Raw genomic sequence first — 18548 nt, 5'->3', positions numbered from 1 at the left:
CGAGGGGCCCCGGAACGGGGAGACGGCTATTTTGCTTGGCCCGGGCGGCCAGAGATGGCACGCAGGGCAAAGGGGAAGGACGGCTTCGAAGGCTTGCTTGGGTGAGTGCCAGAGCTGGCCGGAAGGGTTTTCCCGCAAAACCCTTCCCCCCGCGCCGGTCCCACCCTCAGCGCGCCTTGAACAGCCCGCCGAGGATGCCGCGCACGATCTTCCGCCCGGTGGTTCCGGTCAGCTCCTTCATCACCATCTTGCCCATGGCCTCGCCGAAGCTCTCGCCCTGCCGGTCGCGCCGGGTCGAGGCGCCGGAGGTCGAGCGGCTCACCCGCTTGCCGGTATAGCGCCGCCCCGCACGGTACTCGCGTTCGCGGGCCTCCATTTCCTCCTCGGCGCGCTCCGCCTCGGCGGCTTCGGCGGCGGCCTTCTCGGCGCGGGCCTTCAGCATCTCGTAGGCCGATCTGCGGTCCACCGCCTGCGCGTATTTGGCCCGCAGATCAGAGGCCAGCACCACCGCCTCCCGCTCTGCCGCTTCGATCGGGCCAAGCTGCGACGAGGGCGGGCGCACCAGCGTGCGCTGCGCCATGCCCGGCACCCCCTTCTTTTCCAGGAAGGACGTCACCGCCTCGCCCACGCCGACCTCGCGGATCGCCGTCTCGATGTCGAACGCCGGGTTCTCGCGGTAGGTCTCGGAAGCCAGCCGCAGCGCCTTGCGGTCGCGCGCGGTGAAGGCCCGCAGAGCGTGCTGCACCCGGTTGCCAAGCTGGCCGAGTATGTCCTCGGGAATGTCGTCGGGCGACTGGGTGATGAAGTAGACCCCCACCCCCTTCGACCGGATCAGCCGCGCCACCTGCTCGACCTTGTCCACCAGCGCCCGGGGCGCGCCGTCGAACAGCAGATGCGCCTCGTCGAAGAAGAAGACCAGCCTGGGCTTGTCCGGGTCCCCGACCTCGGGCAGGTCCTCGAACAGCTCGGACAACAGCCACAGCAGGAAGGTCGCGTAAAGCCGCGGCGCCGCCATCAGTTTGTCGGCGGCAAGGATATTGACCTGCCCGCGCCCGTCCGGCCCCACCCGCAACAGGTCCGCAAGCTCTAGCGCGGGTTCTCCGAAGAACCCGGCGCCGCCCTCTTCCTCGAGCACCAGAAGGCGCCGCTGGATCGCGCCGACGGAAGCGACGGAGATATTGCCGTAGCGCAGCGACAGGTCACCCCGGTTCTCGCCGATCCACACCAGCATCGCGCGCAGGTCGTTCAGGTCCAGCAGCGGCATGCCCTCTTCGTCCGCCAGCCGGAAGGCGATGTTCAGAATGCCCTCCTGCGCCTCGCTGAGGTCCAGCAGGCGCGCCAGCAAAAGCGGCCCCATCTCGGCGATGGTCGTGCGCACCGGGTGGCCCTGCGCGCCATAGAGATCCCAGAAGCAGACCGGAAACCCCGCGTAGGCGAAATCCTCGAAGCCGATCTTGCCGCAGCGCTCCATGAAGGGGGCGTGCAGCTTGTGGTCGGCGCTGCCGGCCTTGGCCAGCCCCGACAGATCGCCCTTCACATCGGCCATGAAGACCGGCACACCGGCCTGCGAAAAACCCTCGGCGAGGATTTGCAGGGTCACGGTCTTGCCGGTCCCGGTGGCCCCGGCGATCAGCCCGTGCCGGTTGGCATAGCCCAGCCGCAAATGCTGTTTCTCACCGTAGGACGGCCCGCCGCCGCCCACGAAAACCGCGTCTTCCATCGTCACCCTTCCTGTCCCGCTTTCCGTCCCGCTTCGCCGGCTCAAGGCCCCTTGGCCGCCCCCGTCCCGCAGGTCACCCCCAAAAATACAAACTTAACCTTTTGATGCCATAGTCATTGTTGGTCCGGGGCGTCATGTCCTCTCCTGCCCCGGACCGACTTCCTCCCTGTCAGACTGGCCGCGCCCCCGGGCGCGGCTTTTTTGTGCAGGCCCATTCTTGTCGTCTGGGTTTCACAAAGCCTGTTGACCGGCTCGTTTTCATTTCGTAGCGTCCCCCCAATGACAAAGTCGGCCGGTCCGACAGGGAGCGATAATGGAAAGGGGCCCGGGGGGTCCCTTTTCTTTTCCCCGCCGGGCCCCGACCGTTACGATGCGGGCGCAAATTCGCCCAAACGGCCCGCAAGGTACGTGATTTCCGCCCTGACAGTGTCAGCCGCCCGTGCTAAAGCCAGCCCCAACCAGAGAACGAAAAAGTCCGAGGACGTCCATGACCAAACCGCTTCTGCTTCTGTCTTTGATCGCCGCGCTGGGTGCGGGCCCCGCCTTTGCCCAGTCCGACGACGCCCCCGCCGCCGATCCGGCAACCGATGCCCCGGCGACCGAGCCCGCGGCGGACCCGGCGGCCGATCCCGCATCGGAGCCCGCGGCCGATCCGGCACCGTCGACCAACATCGGCGGCGGCCTCGATCTGGGTGAAGAAGGCGCAGAGGCGCCCGCAGGCCAGCAGGGTCCGCGCACCTATATCAAGGAGACCTTCAACGACTGGTCCCTGCAGTGCATCGAAGTCCCCGAGGGCGACGACGTCTGCCAGATGTACCAGCTGCTGAAGGATGCCAATGGCGCCAGCGTCGCCGAGGCCTCGATCTTCAAGCTGTCGAACGGCGGGCGCGCCGTGGCCGGTGGCACCTTTGTCGTGCCGCTGGAAACGCTGCTGACCCAGAAGCTGACCGTGCAGGTCGACAATGGCGCCGAGCGGCGCTTCGACTTCTCCTTCTGCGCGCAGGTCGGCTGCTATGCCCGCGTCGGCTTTACCGCCGAGGACATCCAGCGCTTCAAGGCCGGCGCCAAGGCCGTTGTGACCATCGTTCCGGCCCTGGCCCCCGACCAGAAGGTCAGTGTCGAGATGTCGCTGTCCGGCTTCACCGCCGCCTACGACGCCTCTTCGGCGCTGTCGCAGTAAATCCCGTTCCCACCGGAACAAGGAAAGGCGCGCCCCGCCCGGCGCGCCTTTTTTCGTATCTGCTCGTATCTGCGGTTACCTGTCTGCGGCCTGTCCGCCGGGTTCTTGCCCCCGAAGAAGGATCGCGGCGCTTGGCGGCCCGGGGCCGCAGCGGCCTGTCAGGGCGCGCCCGGCAGCCCGGCACCTTGACGCCCGCTGCGGACCCGGCGGGGGCGCCCCGGCCTGCCCGGGCCGTCGGCGCAGCCGGCCCTTGCCGGACGGTTGCAAGGGGCGCCGCGTCCGTGCAGTGGACCGCAGCGCCGCCTGGCCGTCAGTGCGCCGCCGTGTTCTTCCCGCCGAAGAGCGCGGCCCAGATCGGCGCCACGACCCGTGTTCCGATCGGGATCAGCACCAGACCCACCAGGAACCCGAGCACGAAGTCGATGGCCGCCGTGATGATCCATTGCAGCGCGCCGCTGCCCTGCCCGTAGTCGACCGCGACGTGATGGATGAACTCTTCCGGCCAGTGCCAGCCCATCTCGTGCAGCGAATGCACGATGATCGAGCCGCCGACCCAAAGCATCGCCGCCGTGCCGACGACGGTCAGGGTCTTCAGCAGCCAGGGCATGAACTTGACGATGGCGCGGCCCAGCCAGCGGCCAAAGCCGGTCCGGGACACCTGGCTGAGCCAGAGCCCGACGTCGTCCATCTTCACGATCACCGCCACGGCGCCATAGACCGCTGCCGTCACCAGCAACGCCACAACCGCCAGGGTCGCCGCCTCCATCCAGAAGGTCGAGGCCTCGATGGCCGACATCGAGATCACCATGATCTCTGCCGAGAGGATGAAATCGGTCTTGATGGCGCCCTTGATCTTTTCCTCTTCCAGATGCGTCGGGTCCTGCACATCATGGCTGCCGTCCGGCCCGCCCGAGTGGTCGTCGTGCCGGGTCAGCACATGGACGATCTTTTCGGCGCCCTCGAAGGCAAGATAGCAGCCGCCGAGGATCAGCAATGGCCAGATCAGCCAGGGCGCGAAGGCCTGCATCAGCAGGGCGGCGGGCATCAGGAAGACCAGCTTGTTGACGATGGAACCGCGCGCGATGCGCCAGATGATCGGCAGTTCGCGGGCCGGTTTGAAGCCCTGGAGGTACTTCGGCGTCACCGCCGCGTCGTCGATCAGCACACCCGCCGTCTTCGACCCCGCCTTCATGGCCGCCGCGCCGATGTCGTCGACCGACGCCGCCGCGACCTTTGCGATGGCCGAAACATCGTCCAGAAGTGCCAGTAATCCGCTCATGCCGCCTGTCCCCGTTGTGTTGCGGTCAACCTAGCCTGTCCGGCCCCCAGCGCAAGCGCCACGGACCCGCGCCATGGGCCGCCAGCATCAGGCAGCCGCCCGCGATGGCCCAGTTCTTGACGAAGATCGTCATCTGCCACGGATCATCGGGGAGAAAGTGAAACAGGCTGGTGACCATGCAATAAAGCGCGAGCGTAGCGGCAATGGGCCGTGTCATCATGCCAAGCACCACCGCGCCCCCCGCCACAAGGTTGTAAAACGCCGCTGGCCAGATCAGCCAGAGCGGCCAGCCCCGCGCCGCCAGCAGGGCCTGAGCCGGGGACGGGTCCCCCAGCTTCTGCGCAAAGCCGGCAAGGAACAGGCCGGCCAGAAGGATTCGCCCGAGAAGGGCAAGGCAAGGGGTCGGATCGGGCATGCTTCTACCGAGGGTGCAAACGTTAACGCAAACGGTCCCGAAAGGTTAGCGCCACCAGCCTCCGGGACCAGAGTTTTATCGCTAACATGCTGGTTTGGAAAGCCTTTCGGGCTTTGCACATGCGCGTCGCCTTCGTATACCCGGCGCTGACAGGCGCATAAACCTCAGGAGTATCGCGATGACCGTCACGGTTGGCATCAACGGATTTGGCCGGATCGGCCGCTGCACGCTGGCGCATATCGTCGAAAGCGCCCGCAACGATGTGCAGGTGGTGAAGATCAACGCCCCCGGGCCGCTGGAAACCCATGCACATCTGCTGCGCTACGACTCCGTGCATGGCCGCTTTCCCGGCACCGTGACCGTGAAGGACCAGTCCATCGACCTCGGACGCGGACCGATCGACGTGATGTCGTCTTATGATCTGGACGCACTGGACTGGGACGGTTGCGATGTCGTGCTGGAATGCACCGGCCAGTTCAACGACGGCAACAAAGCCGACGCGCACCTGCGCCGCGGCGCCAAATCGGTGCTGATCTCGGCGCCCGCGAAGAACGTGCAGCGCACCGTGGTCTACGGCGTCAACCACCGCGAGATGGTGAAGGGCGAGGTCATGATCTCGAACGGCTCCTGCACCACCAACTGCCTGGCCCCGCTGGCCAAGGTGCTGGACGATGCCATCGGCATCGAGAGCGGCATCATGACCACGATCCACAGCTATACCGGCGACCAGCCGACGCTGGACCGCCGCCACGCCGACCTGTATCGCGCCCGCGCCGCCGCCATGGCGATGATCCCGACCTCGACCGGCGCCGCGAAGGCCCTAGGCGAGGTGCTGCCGAACCTGAAGGGCAAGCTGGACGGCTCTGCCGTGCGGGTGCCGACGCCCAATGTCTCGGCGGTGGACCTGACCTTCGTGGCGAAGCGCGACGTGACAGAGGCCAATGTGAACGAGGTGGTGGCTGAGGCCGCAGCCGGTCGCATGGGCGCGGTGCTGTCCTATGACCCGGAGCCCAAGGTTTCGATCGACTTCAACCACACCACCCATTCCTCGATCTTCGCGCCCGACCAGACCAAGGTCGTGGGTCGGCTGGTGCGGGTGCTGGCCTGGTACGACAACGAATGGGGCTTCTCGGCGCGCATGGCGGATGTCGCGGGCACCATGGGCCGCCTGCTGCACTGAACCTCGCCCTTCACGGATTGCGACGCCCGGCCCCTGGTCGGGCGTTTTGCATTTGAAGCGGGGGCTTTGCCCCCCTGCCTGCGGCATTCCCCCCAGAGGTATTTGGACCAAGAAGAAACAGGGGCGTCAGGCAAGCCTGCGCGCGGCTTCCTGCAGATCCTGCCGGAACAGGTCTTCGGCCTGCGCGCGGTCCGCCGGTGGCAGGCGCAGCAGGTAGGCGGGATGCGTAGTGATCAGGATCGGCGTGCCGTCAACTGCCATCTCGACGGTGCCGCGCCGCGACAGCAGGGCCCGGCGCGAGCCCGTCAGGCTTTCGACCGCCGCAGCCCCCATGGCAAGGATCAGCTTCGGTTTCACCAGAGCGCGCTCCTGCTCCAGCCACCAGCGGCACTGGTCGATCTCCTGCCGGTTCGGCGGCTGGTGCAGGCGGCGCTTGCCGCGGGGCTGAAACTTGAAATGCTTGACCGCATTGGTGACGAAGGCCGCCTGCCGGTCGAGGCCCGCGCCTTCTGCCAGCCGGTCGAAGAGCTGCCCCGCCGGGCCGACGAAGGGCTTGCCCGCCAGATCCTCGTGATCGCCGGGCTGTTCGCCGACGATCATCAGCCGGGCGTCCCTTGGTCCGCAGCCGGCAACGGGCTGCGTCGCATCGCGCCACAGCGGACAGCGGCGGCAGGCGTCGAGGCCGCGCCGCAGCGCATCGAGGTCGTCCGCCGGGGTGGGCGCGACGCGGGACCGGCTCAGCCGCCGGGTGATGCGCGCGGCGCGTTCGGGGGCGAGGGTTGGCGCGGCCTCGGCCATGTCCCTTGCCCGGGCACGGGCAGAGGCGACCATCTCGGGGATCAGGTCGGCCTCTGGCAGGTTGTGCCAGTATTTCCTGGGCATCTCGGCCTGCATGGCCTTCAGCTTCACCCGGGCCGGGTTGAAGATATTGCGGAAATAGGTGCGCCACAGCTCTTCGGTGGCATCGTCCGGCAGGCCGGGCTTCGGCTCCGGCGCTGCGAAGCCTGTGACGCCCTCGCGAAAATGCGCGGTGGCATGGGGGGTGAAGATCGACCAGTCCATGTCGCCGAAGCGCCTGGCGAAGAAGGGCGCCGTGGGTTCGGTGATGAAATGCGCGGGCTCGAACCAGGCGGCGAAGCGGCGGCGCGGGGCGGCGGGATCACCAATCTCGCGAAAGCGCAGGAAGGCGGTCATCTTGTGCTTGTCGCGGCTGACCGCCTTGGCCATGCGGTTCAACCGGTCGATCCCCGGGTCGCCCCGGTCCTGCAGGATGCGCGGGTCCTGCTTGACGCGCCAGAGCGCGCTGTAGAGATGAGCAAAGCACTGGGGGTCGGCGTGCCAGACCACCAGCCCGGCCAGCCGGGCGAAGTCCTTCGGCACGGTGAGCGGCGCGGCCCGGGCGGCGGCGGTGGACGCGGCGAAGAGATCCCCCTGCGGCGCGCCGCGCGACCAGAGCACCGCCTCTGGCGGGATGCGGGCGGCGATCAGCGCGCGGGCCTCTTGCCGCCATGCCTCGAAGGTGCCGATCTCTGGCAGGATGACGCTGCGCATATCAGATCAGGTGCAGCTGTTCCGGCGGCGGCGCGAAGCGGGCCCGCAGGTCGGCGGCGTCAAGCAGCGCGCGGGGCCGCCAATCCGTCAGCGTGATGAAGGGGCGCGCCTGTTTCAGGTTGGCGCCCATGCGGCGCAGGTCGTCGTAGCGCAGGCTGCGGTGGCGGCGGGTGGTCAGGATGCGCCCCACGGTCTTTGTGCCGATCCCCGGCACCCGCAGCAGCAATTCGCGCTCGGCCCGATTCACGTCGACCGGGAAGGCGTGGCGATTGGCCAGCGCCCAGGCCAGTTTCGGATCGATCGAGAGATCGAGATTGCCGTCCGGGGTCGCCGCCGTGATCTCTTCGGCGTCGAAGCCGTAGAAGCGCAGCAGCCAGTCGGCCTGATACAGCCGGTGTTCGCGTTGCAGCGGCGGCTGGATCAGCGGCAGCGCGCGAGAGCTGTCGGGGATCGGCGAGAAGGCCGAGTAATAGACCCGCTTCAGCCGATAGCTGGCATAGAGCCGGGTCGAGGTCTTCAGGATCGTGCCGTCGCTGGCCCCGTCGGCGCCGACGATCATCTGGGTCGACTGGCCCGCGGGCGAGAAGCGCGGCGGCCTGCGACCGGTGTGGCTGCGGTCTTGCTGGGCGTCCTGCCGCAGGCGCACATCCGCCATGGCCTTGCGGATCCCGTCGGGCGATTTCTCCGGCGCGAAGGCCTTCACGGCGCTGTCGGTGGGCAGTTCGATATTGATCGAGATCCGGTCGGCATAGGTGCCCGCCTGCTCGATCAGCTCGGGGGCGGCATCGGGGATGGTCTTGAGGTGGATGTAGCCGCGAAAGTGATGGTCTTCGCGCAGCATGCGGGCGATGCGCACCATGTCGGCCATGGTCTCGTCCGGCGAGCGGATGATGCCGGAGGACAGGAAGAGCCCCTCGATGTAGTTGCGGCGGTAGAACTCGGTGGTCAGGGTCACGACCTCTTCGGGTGTGAAGCGGGCGCGCTGCACGTTGGAGCTGACGCGGTTCACGCAATAGGCGCAATCGTAGATGCAGAAATTCGTCATCAGGATCTTGAGCAGGCTGATGCAGCGCCCGTCCGGCGCGTAGGCGTGGCAGATGCCCGAGCCGGTGGTCGAGCCAAGGCCCTTGCCGTCCCGCGCATCCCGGCGCTGGCCGCCGGACGAGGCGCAGGAGGCATCGTATTTCGCCGCATCCGAGAGGATCGCCAGTTTTTCGGAGAGTGAGAATTGCGCCATGTGTTCATGATATGTTCACATGAGGGTGGGCGCAATTCACAGGCGCGTGTGGCGGCGCCCTGTGCCTGTCACGACAATTGGCGGTGGACGGTTTCTGTCAGCTCCGACAGCGAGAAGGGTTTCGGCAGGAAGACAGAATTCGGGATCTCGTCGCTGCCCTCGCCAAAGGCCGCCTCGGCGTAGCCCGAGACAAAGACGACACGGGTGTCCGGGCGCTGCTCGCGCGCCTTGCGGACCCAGGTCGGGCCGTCCATGCCCGGCATCACCACATCCGTCACGAAGATGTCGACGGCCAGGGCCTCGTCCTCCAGCATGTGCAGGGCGTCTTCGGCGGTTTCGGCCTCGATCACGGTGTAGCCGCGCAGACGCAGCGCGCGGGCGGCGAAGGCGCGGACCGGCGCCTCGTCCTCGACCAGCAGGACCACGCCAGAGCCCTTCTGCGGCAGGTTCTCCGCCCTCTGTCGGGGTTTCGCGGGCGCGGCGGCAGGCTGCGCCTGATAAGCGGGCAGCAGCAGGGTAAAGCAGGTGCCCTGCCCCACGACGCTGTCGACGAAGATGAAACCGCCGGTCTGCTTGACGATGCCGTAGACCGTCGAAAGGCCCAGGCCCGTCCCCTCTCCGGTGCGCTTGGTGGTGAAGAAGGGTTCGAACACCTTCGAGAGCTTGTCGGGCGGGATGCCCATCCCCTGATCGGTGACGCGGACCGCGACATAGGCGCCCGGCGCCACGATGGCGCGGTCGCGCTTCAGCCGATCCCGCAGGATGCGGCGCTCTGTCTCGACCACGATCTCGCCGCCCTCGGGCATGGCATCGCGGGCGTTCACCACAAGGTTCATCACCACCTGTTCCAGCTGCCGCCGGTCGCCGCGCACCTGCGGCAGGACCGGATCGTGGCGCAGGGTCAGGCGCACCCGCTCGCCCACAAGACGGTTCAGCAGGTGGGCCAGATCGGAGAGCGTATCGCGCAGGTCCAGCACCTCTGGCTGCATGGTCTGCTTGCGCGAGAAGGCCAGAAGCTGCCCGACCAGCGCGGCGGCGCGGTTGGCGTTCTGGTTGATCTGCACGAGGTCGCCATAATCCGGGTCGCCCTGATCGTGGCGCAGCAGCAGCAGATCGCAGTGGCCCGAGATCGCCGTCAGCAGGTTGTTGAAATCATGTGCCACGCCGCCCGCAAGCTGGCCGATGGCCTGCATCTTCTGGCTTTGCACGAATTGCGCCTCGAGCGTCTTGAGCTCGGTCGCGTCGTTCAGCACGGCAATCAGCGCGGTTTCGCCCTTTTCGACGATGCGGTTCAGCGTGACCTGCACAAAGACTTCGCGGTCGGCCCGCGTCAGCCGCAGGAATTCCGAGCGGTGCAGCCCGCGCCCGTCCGCCGCCTCTTGCAGCCAGTCCTTGATGGCGCGGCCCAGCCCCTCCATGTGTTCGGCGATATGGCCGGGGCTGCCCTGCCCCATGTCGATCAGGCGCCGCGCCTCGGGGTTGGCGCGCAGGATCGTGCCGTCGGGGGCGACCTTCAGCAGCGGCACCGGCAGCCCGTCGAAGCTGCCCCTGCTGTCGTGATCGCGACTGGCATCGGAGATCGGCGACAGGATCAGTTCCACCCGCCCGGCACCGATGTCCGAGCTCTGCACCAGCACGCGCTGGTTGGTTTCGGCCCCCTTGAGGTAATGCACGCCGCCCGACCGCAGCGGCAGATCCGCAAGCACGTCCTCCAGCCGCTTGGCGCGCAGGCCCAGCAGCTTGCGCGCCGCGCCGTTCATGTACAGCACCGCACCATTGCGCCCCAGCGTCATCAGCGGCAGGTCGCCCCGCGCCGCGCCACCGGCGCCGGTGCGCGCGCTGTCGAAACGCCACAGCACAAGGTCCGCGCCGAAACAGCGCGTGAAGATGCGGTAGCCTTCGGCATGGCTGGTCACCTCCTCCACCGCCGCGCCATCCGCCAGCGCCTTCTGGTGCAGGCGGTAGAGGATGCCCTCGGAACTGGCGAAGACCGCGCGCATGACCTCTGCCAGCGGGGTGCCGGTGTGGGCGCGAAAACGCTTGGCCGCGCGGCGGTTGGCGCGCAGGATGCGCCCGGTGCCGTCGGTGACGAAGCACAGCGCGGGATCGTCCCGGATGAAGTCGTCGATCTGGTCCAGCTTCACGGCGCTGCGCCGCCGCAGCACCCCGTCGAACAGCACCCAGCCCACCGCGAGAACCCCGAAGGTTCCGGTCGCCGCCAGCGCCGCCACTTCCGCCACCCGGGCCTGCATGGCCTGCGCGCCGACCAGGGACAGCACCGCCAGCGCCAGCAGGACCGCGGCGCCCAGAACCGGGGTCCGGGTCCGCGCCTCCTGCACCGGATTGATGTCGGCCGCCTGCACCATGGGTTCCCTGTCACCGCGAATCGCAACCACGCCGGGAAGTATGGCCCCGGTGACAGTTAAAGTGCCGTTAACTCCCGCAATCGCGCAACTGCAAGTTGCCTCACCGGCGTGTCAGCACAGCCACGTAGAAGCCATCGCCGCCGTCCTGCGGCAGGAACTGACGCTCTGTGATCGCCGTCCAGGCCGGATGATCCGCCGTGAAGGCCGCGATCCGGGCGGCGTTTTCCTCTTGCAGCACAGAGCAGGTCGCATAGGCCAGATGCCCGCCCGGCGCCACGAGCCCGGCGCAGGTTTCGAGGATAGCGGCCTGTTCGCGGCACACCGCCTGCAGCGCATCGGGCGTCAGACGCCACTTGCCCTCGGGCGCGCGGCGCCACGCCCCGCTGCCGGAACAAGGCACATCGCAGAGCACGAGATCGTAGGGACCGGCGGGCGCCTCGCGCAGGCGCACAGCGGCCCCGGCACGGTCGGCGCGCCCCGGAAGGTCCTTCATGCGCGCCGGGTCGGCGTCATGGGCCTCGACAGGGCTGCCGCCAAGGCGCGCGGCCAGCGCCAGCGTCTTGCCGCCGCCGCCCGCGCAGAAATCCAGCACCCGGGCGCCGGGCGTCAGCGGCAGGGCATCGACCACCGCCTGACTGGCCGCGTCCTGAAGCTCGACCAGCCCCGAGAGATAGGCCTGGCTGCGGGCAATCCGGCGCGCGCCCTCGGTCACCCGCAGCGCGGTCGGCGAGAGGTCGTGCGGTTCGGCGGTGATGCCCTCGCCGGACAGCGCCGCAAGGGCCGCCGTCAGGTCGCCCCGCAGAAGGTTCACCCGCAGGAAGACATCGGCGCGGTGCCGCAGGGCCTCTGCCACCGCCCCGGCCCGGACGCCAAGGCTGGCGCGAAACCGCTCGGCCAGCCAGTCCGGCAGATCCAGCGCGGCGGCGCCCTCGGGCGTCTGGCCAGCGACCTGCTCGGCCTCTGTCAGCGGCGCGGGGGCGTGGCGATCACCCGAAAACAGGGCCTCCGGCGCGGCCTCCTGCATGCGCAGAAGCCCCAGCATCCGCGCGCGCCCGGACTCGCCGCCCCCCAGCGCAGCGGTGCTGCGCCAGCGCCGGAGCACGTCGAAGACGTGGTCGCGGACCGCCGCGCGATCCCCGGACCCGGCAAACCGTGCCCGCCGCCCCCATGTGGTCAGCGCCTTTTCGGCGGGAACGCCAAGGGCGATCCGGTCGAGGATCTCGATCGCGGTCTGGATGCGCGCCGCAGGGGTCATGGCCTTGCCCTTCCCGACAGATATCCGGGGTCCGACCGCATCGCCTCAGCCGATCCCGCAGGCCGGGCACAACGGGCTGTGCCCGCTGCCATCACCGCAAGAGCCGTTCTCATTCGAAACCATGACCGGGCATCTGTACTGCTTCCGTCTTCCGTCCAAGGGCTGCCGTTCTGCGCGCACCGTCGGCGTCAGGGCCTGGACGGGTCGCCTGCCGTCCCTATCCCGAAGGCGACCGAAGCGTCCAGTGCGCGAAAGGCGAAAACCGGCAAAGGGTGTCATGACACCCGAAGACGGTGACAGGGGCCGCCCGGGACGGGTCGGCGTCCCGCACCGGGGCACATTCCCTGCACAACCGCCCGGGCGCGGCGTCCCGGGGGGCGGTGGCGATGCCAGCCCGGGCAATCGCCGCGCCCGCCGCGGCTGCATCGGCGGCGGATTGCCGAAACGCGCCCGCCTGTCGGCTGCGCGGCGCGCATCCAACGGGACCGCCCTGCCCCCATGGCCGGGCTGCGGCTGCTGCCACAGGGGTATTGCCCGGCCTTCCCGGCCCTCAGCCTCATTCACGGAACGCAAAGGGGCGCCGGGCGCGGCGAACGCACCGTTGCGACCGCCGGACGCCTGTGGCAAAGCCCGCAGGACAGAGCGACAGGAGGCTTCATGAAACCGTTGGCAGTGATGACTTTGTGCGCGGGCCTTCTTGCGGCGGGCTGCGCCTCCGATGCCGGTGGGCGCATGATCGTCTCGGGCACGGGGCCGGACGACCTGCTGAAGCTGCGCAGCGGCCCGAGCCTTGAATACAAGATCATCATGGGCCTGCCCGACGGCACGGAACTGCAGCGCCGCGACTGCGTGACAGAGCTTGGCCAGCGCTGGTGCCGCGTGTCGCTTGTCGAGTCGCCCGGCGTGACGGGCTACGTCTCTGCCGACTACCTGACCCAGCTCTGACGCAGCTCTGACCCGGGGGCGTATGCCGGGGCCAGCTTCGGCCCGGCGTCGAGCCTGCGAAATCCGTTCTGGTAAAAGCATGGATGCCGGCAAAGGCCGGCATCCGCTGTCTGTCTGGTTGTTCGACCGGACCCGGTCCTAGCCGATCCGGTAGTTTGGCGACTCGCGGGTAATCTGCACGTCGTGCACATGGCTTTCGGTCAGCCCGGCATTGGTGATCCGCACGAAGCTGCAGTTGCGGCGCATCTCGTCCACCGTGGCGCAGCCGGTGTAACCCATGGCCGCCCGCAGCCCGCCCACCAGCTGGTGAATGACCGCCCCCGCAGAGCCTTTATAGGGCACCTGCCCCTCGATCCCCTCGGGCACCAGCTTGTCCGAGGCCGCGTCCTTCTGGAAATACCGGTCCGCCGAGCCGCGCGCCATGGCGCCCAGCGAGCCCATGCCCCGGTAGGCCTTGAAGGACCGGCCCTGGTACAGGATCACCTCGCCCGGGCTTTCATCGGTGCCCGCGATCATGCTGCCGACCATGGCGCAGGAGGCGCCCGCCGCGATGGCCTTGGCAAAATCGCCCGAGAACTTGATGCCGCCGTCGGCGATCACCGGCACGTCACCCGCCGCCGCCGCGCAGTCCATCACCGCCGTCAGCTGTGGCACACCCACGCCCGCGACCATGCGGGTGGTGCAGATCGAGCCCGGCCCGATGCCGACCTTCACCGCATCCGCGCCCGCGTCGATCAGGGCGCGGGTCGCCTCTGCCGTGGCCACGTTGCCCGCGATCACCTGCACCGCGTTCGACAGGCCCTTGGCGCGGCGAACCGCCTCGATCACGCCCCGGGAATGGCCGTGCGCGGTGTCGATCACCACGATGTCGACACCCGCATCGACCAGAGCCTCTGTCCGCGCGAAGCCGGAATCGCCGACCGAAGAGGCCGCCGCGACGCGCAGGCGGCCAAGGTCGTCCTTGCAGGCGGTGGGGTTCAGCACCGCCTTCTCGGTGTCCTTCAGGGTCAGGAGGCCGGTCAGCTTGCCCGCCTTGTCGGTCACCAGCAGCTTCTCGATCCGGCGCGCCTTCATCAGGTTGATGGCTTCCTGCCGGTCGGCGGGTTCATGCAGGATGGCGAGGTTCTCATGGGTCATCATGGCCCGCACCGGGGTCTCGTCCCGCTCGGCGAAGCGCATGTCGCGGTTGGTGACGATGCCCACGACGCGATGCTGGTCGTCGACCACCGGGAAACCGGTGAAACCGTAGCGTTCGGTCAACGCCTTGGCGTCGGCCAGCGTCTGGTCGGGGGTCAGGGTCACGGGGTTGTAGACGATGCCGCTTTCGAAGCGCTTGACCCGGCGCACTTCACGGGCCTGGCTTTCGACGTCGAGGTTCTTGTGGATCACCCCGATGCCGCCCGCCTGCGCCATGGTGATCGCCATGCGCGCCTCTGTCACCGTGTCCATGGCCGAGGACAGCAAGGGGATATTGAGCGTGATCGCCTTCGTGACCCGGGTGCGGGTATCCGCGGTGCTGGGCAGGACGCTGGAGGCGGCCGGAACCAGAAGAACGTCATCGAAGGTCAGAGCCTCGCGAATCTCCATGGGGGAACTCCTTGGGAGGGCATCGGTTGGCACGTCCCTATTGCACGCAGGGACGGGAAAGAAAAGGTGTCAATCGGCAACGGCGAAGCGCGGAATTGACGCGCCGTCGCGCCCCTGCGCCCGGAACCTGCCACCCTGCCCTGCAAGGCCGCGGTGGCTGGCACCCCTCTTGAGGCCTGCGCAGCGGCTCGGGAGAACGGCTGCCGTGCCCTGCCGGTTGCAGGCCTGCCCGCCTGCCGTCAGGCGCCCGGCGCGGCACCGGCGCTGAGCAGCGGCTCGGTCGCGTGGATGCCGTGGCCCCGCCGTTGCCACGGCCTGCCCCGCTTCCCGTCAGGCGCCCGGCGCGGCAGGAGGCCCTACGCTCTACGGCGGCGCACGCGGGCGATGTCCGGCAGGGCCAGCGCCAGAAGCGCCGCGCCGAGGATCGGCAGCAGCCAGTTGCCCAGCCCCAGGAAGATCGCCGTGCCCAGAACCCCGCCCACCGCGAAGGCCACCAGCGTCAGCCCGTGCAGCCACAGGCCCGGCAGCGCGCCGCGCCGGACCTGTTCCGGCCCCAGCATGGCCGCCAGTTCGATGCCCAGATCCGTCGCCATGCCCGAGACATGGGTGGTGCGCACCCGTGCGCGCGAAATCATCGTGGTGATCGCGTTCTGGAACCCCATCACCAGGCTCAGGACCCCGACAAGCACTGTTTCCGCAAGCGCCCCCGGCCAGCCCAGGGCGACCACGCCCAGCCCGATCAACAGCAGCGCCTCGCCGAGGATCGCCTGCGCATAGATCGCCCGGCGCCCGCGTGCCTGCCCGGCACCGACCAGCAACGCCGCCGTCATGGCGCCAAGGATGAAACAGACCAGCAGCTCGGCGAAGGAAAGCGCAAGCGCAAGGTCGCGCCGCGCGATGTACTCCGCCGCGAGGGCCACGTTGCCGGTCATATTCGCGGTAAAGGACCCCGCGACGAGAAAGCCCATCGCATTGATCCCGCCGGCGATCATCGACAACGAGGCCGCCAGCCCCAGATCGATCCGGTCGCTGCGCTCTGTGCCCTCATGGATCAGCATGGCCGGACTCCCGTTTTTTTTGTCGTGGGCGCGATCCTGCCGCGCGGCGCAGGCAGGGTAAACCCCCGGACCGGGGTCGCCTGCCCCGCGAGACGCAGAAGCAAAAACGCCCCCGCAGATCCCTGCGGGGGCGTTTCGCATTCTACAGAGCGGGCCGCAAATCCGACCCGATGGCTCAGCCGTTCGCGGCCTCTGCCGCCTTGAGGCGCCGGTTGCTCAGCTCCTCGGCGACGAGGAAGGCCAGTTCCAGCGACTGCGAGGCGTTCAGGCGCGGGTCGCAGGCGGTGTGGTAGCGGTCGGACAGGTCCTCGTCCGTCACCTCGCGCACGCCGCCGGTGCATTCGGTCACGTCCAGCCCGGTCATCTCGAAATGCACGCCGCCGGGGATGGTGCCCTCGGCTTCGTGCACCGCGAAGAACTCGCGCACCTCGCGCAGGACCGCGTCGAAAGGCCGGGTCTTGTAGCCCGAGGAGGACTTGATCGTGTTGCCGTGCATCGGGTCGCAAACCCAGGTCACATTGGCGCCCTCGTCCTTCACCGCTTTGATCAGGCGCGGCAGGTTCTCGGCCACCTTGCCCGCGCCGAAGCGGGCAATCAGCGTCAGGCGGCCCTCTTCGTTCTTCGGGTTCAGCTTCTTCATCAGGACCTTGAGGTCCTCCGCCGTGGTCGAGGGACCGCATTTCAGACCGATCGGGTTCTGCACGCCGCTGGCGAATTCCACATGCGCGCCGTCCGGCTGCCGCGTGCGGTCGCCGATCCAGATCATGTGACCCGAGCCCGCCAGCCACTTGCCCGAGGTCGAATCGAGCCGGCAAAGCGCCTCTTCGTATTCCAGCAGCAGCGATTCATGGCTGGTATAGAATTCGACCGTGTGCAGGGTATGCGCCTGATCGCCGGTCACACCCGCCGCCTTGATGAAGTCCAGCGTGTCGGAAATCCGGTTCGCCATGTCGCGGTACTTGCCCGCCTCGTCGGCCTCGGTGAAGCCCAGCGTCCACTGGTGCACCTGATGCACGTCGGCATAACCGCCGGTCGAAAAGGCCCGCAGCAGGTTCAGCGTCGCGGCGGCCTGCGTGTAGGCCTGCAGCATCTTCGAGGGGTTGGGAATGCGCGCCTCTGCCGTGAAGGGCAGATCGTTGATGATGTCGCCGCGGTAGCTGGGCAGCTCGACGCCATCCACCACCTCGGTCGGGGCCGAGCGCGGCTTGGCGAACTGGCCCGCCATGCGGCCGACCTTCACCACCGGCACCTTGGCACCATAGGTCAGGACCATGGCCATCTGCAGCATCACCTTGAAGGTGTCGCGGATCGCATTGGCGCTGAACTGTTCGAAGCTTTCGGCGCAGTCGCCGCCCTGCAGCAGGAAGGCCTCTCCGCGCCCGGCGGCGGCCAGATGCTGTTTCAGGCGGCGCGCCTCTCCGGCGAAGACCAGCGGCGGATACTTGGCAAGCTGCGCCTCGACGGCGTTCAGCGCGGCCGCGTCCGTATACTCGGGCATCTGCACGCGCGGCTTGTTGCGCCATGTCGATTTCTGCCACTCGGTCATGGTCTTCCTCCCCCTGTCTCTCTTGGGCATGGACGGTCCCGTTCTATACAAGGGCACCCCCGCCTTGGCCACCCCCGACAAGGCGAAATGCCGCCCCGGGCCAAGGGATAATTGCGACATCTCTTGACGCGGATGGTACAGTCTGCCCAAGTCGCTGCCAGTCCCGCGCCAGACGGGACGGACATGCCAACAGGAAAGCCGTCCGTCATGCTGCCAAACGCTCAGCGCCAGATCGTCGAACTGGATACGGTCCCGGACAAGCCCGCGCGCTTCGTCTTTGTCCTGCTGAAGGACTTCACCCTTCTCTCTTTCGCGGCGGCCTTGGACTGCCTGAGGCTGGCCAACCGCATGTCGAACCGGCAGCTCTACGAATGGCGGCTGATTGGCGAGGGCGGCGAGACCGCCACCTGCTCCACCGGAACCGTCTTCAAGCTGGACGGCGATCTCGACGACATCCACCGCGACGACACGGTGATCCTCTGCGGCGGCGCCGACGTCCAGAAGGCGACGACCAAGCGGCTGGTGTCCTGGCTGCGGCGCGAGGCGCGCAAGGGCGGAACGCTGGGCGGGCTTTGCACCGCCGCCTACTGCCTGGCCGAGGCCGGTCTTCTGGACGGCAAGCGCGCCACCATCCACTGGGAGAACCAGGACAGCTTTTCCGAGGAATTCGAAGAGGTGACCCTGACGCGCGCGGTCTTCACCATCGACGGCAAGCGCATGACCACGGCGGGCGGCACCTCGTCGATCGACCTCTTTTTGCAGATCATCGCCAACGATCACGGCGAGGAACTGGCCAGCGCGGTGGCGGATCAGCAGATCTATTCCTCGATCCGCACCGATCAGGACACCCAGCGCCTGTCGGTGCCGACGCGCATCGGCGTCCGGCACCCCAAGCTGAGCCAGGTCATCCAGATGATGGAACAGAACATCGAGGAACCGATCAGCCCCGCCGTTCTGGCGCAGGACGTCGGAATGTCGACCCGCCAGCTGGAGCGGCTGTTCCGGCGCTACCTGAACCGCTCGCCCAAGCGCTATTACATGGAGCTGCGGCTGCAGAAGGCGCGCAACCTGCTGATGCAGACCGACATGAGCGTGATCAACGTGGCGCTGGCCTGCGGCTTTGCCTCACCCTCGCATTTCTCGAAATGCTACCGCGCCCATTACCAGACCACCCCCTACCGCGAACGCGGGACGCACGCCTCGCCGCAACGCCTGTCGCTGTGATCGAC

14 protein-coding genes are annotated in these 18548 nt (G+C 68.1%); 4 read left to right on the top strand and 10 right to left on the bottom strand.

Annotated features, from left to right (window positions below):
* Positions 1–166: 166 nt before the first annotated feature.
* Positions 167–1720: a helicase HerA-like domain-containing protein gene (locus ACN5KJ_RS11455; protein ID WP_418594065.1), complete on the bottom strand. Its 1554-nt coding sequence runs from the start codon at positions 1718–1720 to the stop codon at positions 167–169.
* A gap of 487 nt (positions 1721–2207) precedes the next feature.
* Here ACN5KJ_RS11455 and ACN5KJ_RS11450 point away from each other — a divergent pair, with 487 nt between their 5' ends.
* A complete protein-coding gene (locus tag ACN5KJ_RS11450; RefSeq protein WP_347167825.1) occupies positions 2208–2900 on the top strand; it encodes an invasion associated locus B family protein in 693 nt (230 codons plus the stop codon).
* A gap of 310 nt (positions 2901–3210) precedes the next feature.
* On the opposite strand, the gene ACN5KJ_RS11445 is transcribed toward ACN5KJ_RS11450, so the two are convergent.
* Both ACN5KJ_RS11445 and ACN5KJ_RS11440 read right to left on the bottom strand, forming a co-directional pair.
* Positions 3211–4179 (bottom strand): DUF808 domain-containing protein, encoded by a 969-nt coding sequence (locus ACN5KJ_RS11445; RefSeq protein WP_418594064.1) that lies wholly within the window; start codon positions 4177–4179, stop codon positions 3211–3213.
* Between the two features lie 25 nt (positions 4180–4204).
* Positions 4205–4594, bottom strand: coding sequence for a DoxX family protein (locus ACN5KJ_RS11440; protein ID WP_418594063.1), 390 nt, complete (start codon positions 4592–4594; stop codon positions 4205–4207).
* 178 nt (positions 4595–4772) lie between these two features.
* On the opposite strand from ACN5KJ_RS11440, the gene gap reads away from it, so the two are divergent.
* On the top strand, positions 4773–5774 hold the full coding sequence (gap, locus tag ACN5KJ_RS11435) for a type I glyceraldehyde-3-phosphate dehydrogenase (protein ID WP_418594062.1): 1002 nt from the start codon (positions 4773–4775) through the stop codon (positions 5772–5774).
* A gap of 126 nt (positions 5775–5900) precedes the next feature.
* On the opposite strand, the gene ACN5KJ_RS11430 is transcribed toward gap, so the two are convergent.
* The 4 genes from ACN5KJ_RS11430 to ACN5KJ_RS11415 form a co-directional block, all read right to left on the bottom strand.
* Entirely contained in the window at positions 5901–7325 is a 1425-nt protein-coding gene (locus ACN5KJ_RS11430) for a UdgX family uracil-DNA binding protein (protein WP_418594061.1), read from the bottom strand.
* Between the two features lies 1 nt (position 7326).
* Entirely contained in the window at positions 7327–8562 is a 1236-nt protein-coding gene (locus ACN5KJ_RS11425; protein ID WP_418594059.1) for a putative DNA modification/repair radical SAM protein, read from the bottom strand.
* Positions 8563–8630: 68 nt separating this feature from the next.
* Positions 8631–10928 carry an ATP-binding protein gene (locus ACN5KJ_RS11420; protein ID WP_418594058.1) on the bottom strand — a complete coding sequence of 766 codons (2298 nt, stop codon included), beginning with the start codon at positions 10926–10928 and terminating at the stop codon, positions 8631–8633.
* Between the two features lie 100 nt (positions 10929–11028).
* Positions 11029–12183 carry an RsmB/NOP family class I SAM-dependent RNA methyltransferase gene (locus ACN5KJ_RS11415; RefSeq protein WP_418594056.1) on the bottom strand — a complete coding sequence of 385 codons (1155 nt, stop codon included), beginning with the start codon at positions 12181–12183 and terminating at the stop codon, positions 11029–11031.
* A 657-nt stretch (positions 12184–12840) separates the two neighbouring features.
* On the opposite strand from ACN5KJ_RS11415, the gene ACN5KJ_RS11410 reads away from it, so the two are divergent.
* Complete coding sequence (locus ACN5KJ_RS11410; protein WP_347167830.1) at positions 12841–13128, top strand: SH3 domain-containing protein; 288 nt, start codon at positions 12841–12843, stop codon at positions 13126–13128.
* A gap of 138 nt (positions 13129–13266) precedes the next feature.
* On the opposite strand, the gene guaB is transcribed toward ACN5KJ_RS11410, so the two are convergent.
* The 3 genes from guaB to ACN5KJ_RS11395 form a co-directional block, all read right to left on the bottom strand.
* Positions 13267–14715, bottom strand: coding sequence for an IMP dehydrogenase (gene guaB / locus ACN5KJ_RS11405; RefSeq protein WP_418594055.1), 1449 nt, complete (start codon positions 14713–14715; stop codon positions 13267–13269).
* Positions 14716–15071: 356 nt separating this feature from the next.
* Entirely contained in the window at positions 15072–15773 is a 702-nt protein-coding gene (locus ACN5KJ_RS11400) for a YoaK family protein (RefSeq protein ID WP_418594053.1), read from the bottom strand.
* A gap of 175 nt (positions 15774–15948) precedes the next feature.
* Entirely contained in the window at positions 15949–17319 is a 1371-nt protein-coding gene (locus tag ACN5KJ_RS11395; protein ID WP_418594052.1) for a class II 3-deoxy-7-phosphoheptulonate synthase, read from the bottom strand.
* A 207-nt stretch (positions 17320–17526) separates the two neighbouring features.
* Here ACN5KJ_RS11395 and ACN5KJ_RS11390 point away from each other — a divergent pair, with 207 nt between their 5' ends.
* A complete protein-coding gene (locus ACN5KJ_RS11390; protein ID WP_347167832.1) occupies positions 17527–18543 on the top strand; it encodes a GlxA family transcriptional regulator in 1017 nt (338 codons plus the stop codon).
* Positions 18544–18548: the final 5 nt, after the last annotated feature.

It is taken from the genome of Ponticoccus sp. (in: a-proteobacteria) (genome assembly GCF_048381735.1).
This window is presented reverse-complemented; position numbering and strand designations above follow the sequence as displayed.